This window comes from Caballeronia sp. M23-90 (genome assembly GCF_053574605.1).
The window spans coordinates 1-9,407 of sequence record NZ_JBSIPA010000254.1 but is presented as its reverse complement, the minus strand read 5'-3'; the positions used below and the strand labels follow the sequence as shown (position 1 = coordinate 9,407).

The window sequence follows — 9,407 nt, the reverse complement described above, 5'->3', positions numbered from 1 at the left end:
TTCGGCGCGACGAAACCCGGCCGGTGCGCGAGCATGAAATGGATGCGCTCCGTGACGCCAGCCGCGTAGGCGACGGTCAGCATGGCGTCGGGGCTTGTGGATTGATAGGGCACGAGAATGCGGTCGAAGCCGGCTTTTTCGTGCGCCTGGGCAAAGTCGCGTGTATAGCCGATATCGATAGCCGGGCCACGCGCCAAGTGTGTTTCCGAGACCTTCTGCTGCTGGATCATGCCGATGAATTCGACGCTCACGAACGCTGCTCCTCGTTGAATCACACTGTGAGGCAGTGCGCGAAGAAACGCTTCATGACGCCTGCCGATTGCCTTGAAGGCTAACATCGGCATATGCAGATCTTAAATATCAATACGAGCTAAACATATCGGAAAGGAGGGGTTGGAGGCGTCGTTTGGACGTAAATAAAAAGTGTTCTAGCCGCCATAGCAGCCAGTTGAAAATTGAAATCATCGGCCGGATTGTGTCAAAAAATAGAAAACTAGGAGTTTTCGTATATTCGGCGAGCAGGGTCGAGCCTACAGTTGCCGCCAACTTAGAGGCCAATTTGACCGACAGACCATGTCAAGGGTCTTCGGCGGGCTGGATGCCAACAATCCGAGACCCGCATCAATGCAGCCGACCGTCAGACACTTCATTGCCAATCCAAACCATGTTACCAACCGCTACGCAGTAGAGATCCCCGGTACGGACCTTTCGCTGTCCATTGTCAAATACGAGTTGATCGAGCGTTTTAACGAGCCGTTCATTGTCAACATCTTGGTTACCTCGCAGAACATGACGATCTCCGGTGCCGAAACTATTGGCCGTTGGTCCACCTTCCATATAGATGCGGCGGCGTCATTCACGTGGTCGAACACCCCTGAAGTGGAACGGTTACGAACGCTGCATGGTGTGGTTACCCAATGGGAGCACGTATCCTCGAGCATTGAAGAGGCGACGTACCGTCTATGCATTCAGCCTCGATTCGCGCTGCTGTGTCAGACCACCGACTCCCGCGTGTTCCTCAACGCCACGCTCAAGGAAATCATCAACGAGTCAATTGTCGACAAGAATGTTTTCAATCACTGGGATATTGAATGGCAGTTGGAGGATAAGGAGCAGACCTTCGAACAGATCCTCATGTACGAGGAATCGGTCGAGGCGTTCGTCTCGCGGTTGTGCCGCAAGTACGGCGTCTACTACTACTTCAAGCAATCGGACGATCAAAACGGCGCTCGCCGGGACACGATCGTGTTCGGCGATTCGGCGAAGGGATATGTTCGTGCTCTCGAGATGCCGGTGCTGGGTGAATCGGGGCTAACGAACACCGGACAGGAATCGATTCATACGCTGCGTACCTTACGTACGACAGTGCCCGAAGTCATCAGCCTGTGGGAACACAACTACCGTATTCCGGAAGACCCACTGAAGGCCGAGGCGAGGACTGCATTCGAAGATCGCTCGGTCATAGGCACGATTCGGCGAAGCAATGAACATCATGGATCGCAAGCCGACGGGGAAACGGTTGCAAACCTCCGTCGTGAAGAGCAAATCGCCCGCCAGACAATCTATGCCGGGACAAGCAATGTTGTTGGCTTGACGCCCGGAACAGTCGTGCGACTCACTAATCGGGAGCTGCCAGATGCGAAGTATGGGCTGGTAATTACATCGGTGACAAGTAGCGGTGCTCGTGGCAAGTCATTCGTGAACGAGTTCGAAGCGATCCCATCGCATCTGCCATATCGGCCAGAATACCTCCCGCAAAAACACTGGCGCTGGATGCCGGGACCTGTGATGGCAGTAATCGAATCGCAATATACCGACGAGTACGCCCACCCGGACGAATACGGTCGCTATCCGTTGAAGTTTGGCTTCGACTGGCGCGAGACAAAACCGGGTTTCAGCAGTGCGCCGCTACGCCTCCTACGAAGTGCCGCGTCCTTCACGGGCGGTTCGCATGACCCGCTTTTGCCGGGCACTGAGGTTCGTGTGGACTTCACCGGTGGGGATATTGATCGTCCAGTGATCGTGGGTGCTGTGCATGATTTTCAACGCACCGACGTTGTGTACGACCGTGAAGGATGGAATACGCGTTCAATATGGCGTTCTCCATTGCGCCGCAATGATGTACGCATGGAGGACTACAAGGGGCGCGAAGGCGTCAAGGTTGCGACGGTTTTTAAAAAAACGTCGGTGAGCTTAGGGTTGCTGGTCGATAGCGAGAAAAAAGAACGCGGTCAGGGACTTGAAGCCGTGACGCAAGGCTGGGCGTCGCTGCGTGGTGCGAAAGGCGTACTGGTGTCCGCTGACGGATTGACTGGCTCAAGTGCACCTCAACTTGAGATGCAGGCGGCATTGGCGCAGCTTCGGTCGGCACTTGCAAACGTGACATCTCTGGTCGATGCCAGCACGACTGCGGGTGCAACGCCGGCCGATAAAATGACTCAAGCAAGCCTTAAAGATGCTCTCACCCAGCTGAAAGATGCTGGCCTCATTGCAAGTGCACCTGCCGGCATTGCTTTGGCTACACCACGTTCTATTCAGCAAGCCGCAGATCAGAACGTGATGCTGACGGCAGGCAAGCATGTCGACATAAGCGCCGTTAAACGATTCACACTCGCTGCGGGTGATTTGATCTCCATATGCGCACACAAGCTCGGCATTAAGCTCTTTGCTGCCAAAGGCAAGGTCGAAATTCAGGCGCAAAACGATGGACTCGATTTATTTGCTTCAAAGCAAGTTCACGTGGCCAGTGCTGAAGAGGACGTGCTGATCGCTGCGCGCAGTAAGGCGGTCATGACGAGCGGCGGTGCGTACATCAAGTTTGAGGACGGCATCGGCGAAATTGTTTGTCCTGGTGGCTTCACGATCAAGGCGGCGTCGTTCAAGTTCGAGGGACCTGACGGTTTTGCAATTCCGTTGCCGGTTCTTCCAAAGAGCGATTTCAAGCCGACCGTATCCTACAAACTTACCCGTTAAAGCCATGATCATCAGCCCCCCGTACCTGCCCGATGCAGGCCGCACGTCCAATGACGAGAGCTCAGTCGACCCAATGATGGACGCGGTAGACGCGTACGAAGCGACGGACGGTTTGTACCCGATTGCAGCGGACCGGCGTTGGCATACAGGCATGCACCTGGTGCCGAAAATGTACAACGAACATATTCACGCTATCGCCGATGGCGAAGTGATTGCGTATCGCGTGTGCCAGCGCGCTTACGACGGTGGTAGCGGTACGCCGGACACCAATGCCGGTTTCGTGTTGCTCAAGCATACGACCGAGACGGGCGAAGGCCGCACGCTGACGTTCTATTCGCTGTACATGCACTTGTTGGATTTGAACGGCTACCACAGCTTGGGCGCCGATGGAAAATTTCTCCCGGAGTTCTTGCGCATGCCGTCACCGGGCGCCGGCGCGGCTTCACCGATCGTTTCGCCGGCTCAATCGGGTGAAGGCAAGAAAGTGCGTCGCAAAGATGTGCTGGGTCTGACCGGCCGATGCCAGGAACACCCGCATCTGCACGTCGAAATCTTCATGACCAAGCCGGATTTCGAGGCGTATTTCGGGCACACGCAGTTGGGACGCGAGCAAGTAGCCACGCCCGCGACCACGGACTACTGGGGCAGCAGCTACTACGTCATTCCTCCAGGGCAGCAGTTCTATCCGGTGCCGCCCGGCACAGATGCGAAAGGGTCATTGCATGGCATCGCGTTCGATAGATTGCACACTGGCAACAACAAAGACACGCTATACGTAGAGTCCTATTTTCATAAGGGCAGCAAGTACACGATGGTTTGGCGCGCTGCGGGTCAGGGGAAGCTTGAGGCGCTCACTGAGGCGCCGGTGCGCGAAGCGGACTACGAATACAACATGTACAAGCGTGCAATGGGCTTGTATCCCCACTGCCCGAGCGACGGTTACGAGATGCTGCGCTTTGGCCGCATCCTGAGCACGCCAGTGACGCTTGCGCCTCCTGCGCGCGGCACATGGGTGAGAGTTAGCTTTGCGGAAGGACAAGAGGGTTATATCGATGTCAGCCAGACTTCGATTCTCAAGCTTTCAGATGCCGACTTCCCGTTCTTCAAAGGCTGGAAAAAGATTAGCGAAGGCGCGGGGTTGCATAGCGCTGACGGTCTGTGCGATATCGATGCATTGAAGAAGATTCTCAGCGATACGAAGGCTCGCGAGACGGCTGAGGAAAAAGCGGAACGTTCGTTTTACAACAAGGAAGACGAACTGGTCCGCTATGTCAAAACGCACGAGCCAATACGGGATGCGTTGAGAGGTTTCGTATGCGAAGCGCCCAGTGAATGGGACCGCTCGCACAACGACTCAAAGTTTCACAAGTTGAAGGAAGCGGGTGAGTTTTATGACGGCAACGAGGCGGGATATAACAAGTTCATCAAGCTGCTGGAGTCGCTTCAGTTCTGGGATAAGACCGGGTTGCCTGCTGGCGAGAAGCTGTGGTTTTTTCATCCGATGGCGTTTATTCGACACTTTAGGAAGTGCGGGTGGTTAAGTGTAACTGAGTTCGCCGCCTGCCTGCCGCGTGTTTCCTTAGCGGCCAACGTTTCTTGGAGCACTGCCATTGAACGAGCCGCTAGACACCAACGAGGAATAAACGAGGTCTACCGTACGTATCTGAACGGCGATTCTGTGCGGCTCGTGCATTTTCTCGCGCAAACATTTATCGAGACAGGGATTCTCCGCACCTTGATTGAAGACTCACGCGGGCGCGATCAACAATACGGGCCGTTTTATGGCCGCGGTTATCTTCAATTAACTTGGCCAAAAAACTACGACAGCTATAGAAAATATCGGTGTCTGCCAGACTGTGTCTCCGCATCCTATAGCGACCCCCGTATAACAGAAGCGTCTAAGCACGTCTGGGCGGGTGGAGAAACAGCCCATAAGTGGTCTCCGCGATGGGATCCGGATGCCGTATCCACGAATGTTGGTCATGCCGCGCATTCGTCCGGAATGTTCTGGATGGCAAAGACGTTTCGCGGGACAAGCAACATAAATCGTGCAGCCGATCTCGGATCATCACCGTCCATTGTGGGATTCATCAGCTGGCTCGTGAACGGAGGCAGCAATGGATACGCTGAACGGCAGCAATTCGCTGCGTTGCTCAATAACGTTTTAGGAGACAAGCGAATATCTTTGTCTAAAGAGGTATTAAACTACCCTCCTTTACTGCCGCCTGGACAACCTATTCTTTGCCGTACTTTCCCTCCGACGGTGACTTCATCTTCTATGAGTTTAATAGTTAGCTATGCTCCGCAAATTCCGTAACTTGATGTTTATACTTGGCGCCGTATCCTCGGTTGCATACGCTGCTCCACGACTACCCGAGGCGTGGTCGGATTCCCATTACGGAACATGCTACGCATCGATCGAGCGAGGTATGGCAGATGTCTATGGTGTTGACTATCTCTCTGATGTCAACGTTATCCGCCGTACAGTCAAGTTTGGAGTCGGTGAAATGGTCGTTGCGCAGGATCGAACGACAGGAACCAATTCGGCTCGCACCATTTTCGAAGAGCGTAATACCGGAAAATGGTGTGTTGTCCTGATTTCGCCGCCTGTAGCGAGCCTATTGCCCGGTAGAACAAAAGGGCGATCCCAACGGCCATCCCAGTGGATCACGCGTACGCAAGCAGCGCCTGGCTTCCCTGAAACAAAGGTCATTTATATTTGGAGCAAGCAAAGTTTGATTTTTTATCCAGCACATTGCCTTCATATCTTTCCGCGGGAAGTCAAACACTTCAACTGCTCAGACGCCTACAAGTGAATAAAACAGGGACCGCGATTTTTCATCTATCTCTCCGGAAGGTCGCTTCGTTGCCCCAAACGGCGAACTACCGTGTCAAACCAACGTGTGTGATCGATGCGTATTCCGGTGGTTAAAACATAGATAACAACTGCGTGTCATTATGGATGACGCTTCTTCGCTGTACTTTTCAATGCGAATTAAATGCGTGTTAATGATTTTTGTGTACATGCTTGCCGTGTTTCTCATTGTTCTCAGTCAACTACAAATAGCCGGCGAAGACGGTTTGACTAGACTAATGTACGTCAAGAGAATTCATATAAAAGTATGAAAGAAATTATCAAGTTTTGTAGTCGGCGGAGCACTTGTCTTAGGAAAGCTTTATGAATTCGTGGGAACTCGATTTTCGATCAGAATAGGTATTGTTCTACCTCGGAGTTGGGCAGGGCTAAAATTCGCGTAGGGAGCTAGATAGATGCACCTTTATTTTTGATAAATCGAAAAATTTGTTTTGCTTTACAAATAGCAAACCCGACGACTATAAATGCCAGAGGCCTCGGCTAAGAACGACCCGTATGAAGATAATTTGTCGATTGTTACTTGCGTCGTGCCTTTGTGGGACGGCTTCTGCCGAGCCTGCGAGGCGCATTTACTACCTAGATGGAAAGAATTTGAGTTTTAAAAAAGATAATCTATCCCGGATTTGTACACTTGATGATCCTCCACGTTTTGCAGTTGAGAGTTTCGATAGGTCGGCTGTAATCGTGTCCGAGAGAGGATTTGTGTCAAGCCATGCGCTCGACAGCTGTACGAGCGAGCGGTCGGTGCATGTTTCCTTGATTCCCGAAGGCGTTGGGGTACTGGCAGACGTGAACTTGAATAAGCGTCTCTACATCTCGCTTGATTTTGTAAATGTGCAGCCGTTTTTGTATTTAGCCATGGTCGCTAGTTTAGACAGTCGCATAAATATGGTGACACTACATGGTGCAACCGTTCCGGGGCGATCGCTGTCTTTGCAAAAGAAATATGCTTTTGGCGGCTTGGCAAGTGCGGGGTCTGCAGCCATTTCTCCGGACGGTCGCTTTGTCGCTCCAACCGGCGAACCGATTTGTACAGACGATGCATATCCTGGTGTTTGGGACATCGCAAATAATCGACGCGTCATTACGGACGATGTGTCTTGCGCTCAACTTTTCAAATCGAAGTAGAAGATAAATGCAAAATCCCATTCGCGTCGGTGACAAGCTGGAAAACGGCGGACACGTCACAAGTGGCTCCCCTGACATGGAGTTTGGCGATCGCCGTGTGGCTCGTAAGGGCGATTCGGCAATCTGCGATCTCCACGGGGAAACGATCATCGCTGAAGGCCATCCGTTTTTTCTGGACAATGGCGTCCCGGTCGCACTGAACTTCCATCGGTGTGTCTGCGGCTGCCGTTTGATATCGTCGTTGAGCAATGCGTGCATCGCCTGACTATGCCGGTCGATTTCAAGCCCGGTGGTTCGCCGCTCGCTTATCCGTCTCGAGGTTCAGGATTTCTAGCATGGCTTGGTATCTGGGCGCTTTGTTGCGCGATCGTATCAGGATTTGTGCTGCTGATCTGGCCTGCAAGCATGCCTGCGAACGGCGTCTTCTTTTGGTTTTGTGTCGCGGGCGTGCCGAACGGTTTCTTCCTGATCCTGGCCGGCTTCGCTCGTGCAGTCTACGAGACAGCCTACTTGCACGCGCTGTACGGCAACCAGCATCGGCAGAAGTGGAACCGCGAACGCGTTGCTTATGCACAGCGGCCGCTTTATGTCTTGGATTACGCCTACCATTTGCCCTTGGGCGCGGAAAAGTTGGCACTGGCGATTCTTTCCGGCAAGCCGCTCATTGCGATGCAGAACACGCGTACTGGCGTTGATCGCGTTCTTCATATGCGGTTTCCAGATTCCGAATCACTCGTCGCGACCGCCGACGCTGACGATGACTTGGAGGCTGAAATCGCGACCCCTATGAACGCTTCCAATGTAGAAGCGGGCCCTACGGCTCAAGATGGCTTCTGCGGCATCTTACGGCAATTGCTTCTCCCGCTAGCAAACTCGCTGCGCGCGTTGTCACGATCGGACTCAAAACATTGGCCTGCTGTACGGCTTGTGGTCAATGATCCCGATGTGGCGTGCCGCCGTCTCGAGCAGCTTTCAGATGCGCTTGCTGTGCTTAGTCTTCCGCCGCTTGAATGCGACGTAGCACATGTAAGCGATGGCCTCATGTTGGTGGACGCGTGGCTTGACGCGAATGAGCGTCGCCCATTACTCGTGATCGCGGCCGAATGGCACGATAAGTCGCCGTTAGCGGGGAGTACGGAGGGGGGTGTCGCCGTGCTCTTGAGTAGCGGCGCCTCAATCGGACCGCCTGCCGCAGTCGCTACCTTACACCGTCCGGTTGCGGTCAACTTGGATAGTCTCGGTGACGGAATAACGAACGCTATCTTATGGGGCAATACCACCGCAGCCAAGGTCAAACGCAGTTGGGTCACCGGCATAAATCCGGAAGACGATTCGACGCTCGCCAGCGCATTTAGTAAGGCGTCGCTCTCGACAGTCGATGATCCTCACGCACACGTTTCGCCGGGCAGAATTGTTGGCCACCTTGGACCGGGTGCGGGCTGGCTTGCAATTGCCGCTGCCATCGAATCCGGTATGAACGATCCTCAACTCATTATCAATCGCACAGAAACCGTTCAGTCGGCGGTCCTGTATGCGCATCCACGGTCCACGCATGAAGATCGAGCCGAATAACATCAAAGAACTTGCAGATTTTGAGCCTGTTGATCCCCCTGTGGCTCAGGTTCCGGCTATTCGCGTGTGGGGCATCGCGTTAGTCGCACTCGTAGCGGCCGGTATAGCATTGGGTTTCGTCTGGCTCAGTGGCGACCTTGTCCGAACGTCGCACGTGGAGGAGAAGAAGACTGCTTCGATCTGGATCTTAACTGGGCTGACATGTTCGATTGTCCTTAACCTGCTTGCGTCCAGAGTTGGGGCATGGACGACCATTGGTATTGTGTTCCGCAGGAACGCTGGTAATGCTTCGCGTGATCGGGAAGCGACCGCGAGCGTATCGCGTGACTCGCGCCTGACCGACCTTCGTGCCGAGCTTCGCGGGCAATTCGGTTGGCGCTGGAAATACCGTCAACCATGGCTTGTTGTCACCGGCCAAGATACGCTGACCGAAACGGTGGCACCGGGCCTGCGTCGAACAGGCTTCATGCTCACAGAAAACGCCGTCTTGCTGCACGCTGCGCCTGAAAACGTAGATGGCAAGGCATGGCGCGATCAAATCAGCCGCATGCGTTCCCGCCGACCCGCCGACGCAATGGTGCAGGTTCTGCGCGCAACCGACGTTACGACCATTGACCCAGAGCTCGCCCGCACCCTCGCGACACAAGCCATTGATCTTAGGTGGGCTGCTCCGGTCTACCTGCTGCATAGCGTACGAGTCACTGGCAAGCAACCCGAGGCCTTCGCGGCTGTAGGCATGGCGCGATCAAATCAGCCGCATGCGTTCCCGCCGACCCGCCGACGCAATGGTGCAGGTTCTGCGCGCAACCGACGTTACGACCATTGACCCAGAGCTCGCCCGCACCCTCGCGACACAAGC

The 9,407-nt window shown here is 54.1% G+C and carries 8 protein-coding genes; 7 read left to right on the top strand and 1 reads right to left on the bottom strand.

The window, feature by feature from the left end:
- The coding region (locus ACRXB1_RS22215; RefSeq protein ID WP_449493234.1) for an LLM class flavin-dependent oxidoreductase at positions 1 to 251 on the bottom strand (251 nt) is incomplete at its 3' end.
- Between the two features lie 373 nt (positions 252 to 624).
- Here ACRXB1_RS22215 and ACRXB1_RS22210 point away from each other — a divergent pair.
- The 7 genes from ACRXB1_RS22210 to ACRXB1_RS22180 all read left to right on the top strand — a co-directional run bounded on the left by ACRXB1_RS22210 (position 625) and on the right by ACRXB1_RS22180 (position 9,374).
- Positions 625 to 2,973, top strand: coding sequence for a type VI secretion system Vgr family protein (locus ACRXB1_RS22210; protein WP_449493233.1), 2,349 nt, complete (start codon positions 625 to 627; stop codon positions 2,971 to 2,973).
- A 73-nt stretch (positions 2,974 to 3,046) separates the two neighbouring features.
- Positions 3,047 to 5,290, top strand: coding sequence for a peptidase M23 (locus tag ACRXB1_RS22205; RefSeq protein WP_449493232.1), 2,244 nt, complete (start codon positions 3,047 to 3,049; stop codon positions 5,288 to 5,290).
- A gap of 112 nt (positions 5,291 to 5,402) precedes the next feature.
- Complete coding sequence (locus ACRXB1_RS22200) at positions 5,403 to 5,789, top strand: hypothetical protein (RefSeq protein ID WP_449493231.1); 387 nt, start codon at positions 5,403 to 5,405, stop codon at positions 5,787 to 5,789.
- 650 nt (positions 5,790 to 6,439) lie between these two features.
- Positions 6,440 to 6,976 (top strand): hypothetical protein, encoded by a 537-nt coding sequence (locus ACRXB1_RS22195; protein WP_449493230.1) that lies wholly within the window; start codon positions 6,440 to 6,442, stop codon positions 6,974 to 6,976.
- A gap of 7 nt (positions 6,977 to 6,983) precedes the next feature.
- Positions 6,984 to 7,241: a PAAR domain-containing protein gene (locus ACRXB1_RS22190; protein ID WP_449493229.1), complete on the top strand. Its 258-nt coding sequence runs from the start codon at positions 6,984 to 6,986 to the stop codon at positions 7,239 to 7,241.
- Positions 7,229 to 8,548 (top strand): hypothetical protein, encoded by a 1,320-nt coding sequence (locus ACRXB1_RS22185; protein WP_449493228.1) that lies wholly within the window; start codon positions 7,229 to 7,231, stop codon positions 8,546 to 8,548. The genes ACRXB1_RS22190 and ACRXB1_RS22185 overlap by 13 nt, the downstream gene beginning before the upstream one ends.
- A complete protein-coding gene (locus ACRXB1_RS22180; protein ID WP_449493227.1) occupies positions 8,529 to 9,374 on the top strand; it encodes a hypothetical protein in 846 nt (281 codons plus the stop codon). Before ACRXB1_RS22185 ends, ACRXB1_RS22180 begins: the two co-directional genes overlap by 20 nt.
- Positions 9,375 to 9,407: the final 33 nt, after the last annotated feature.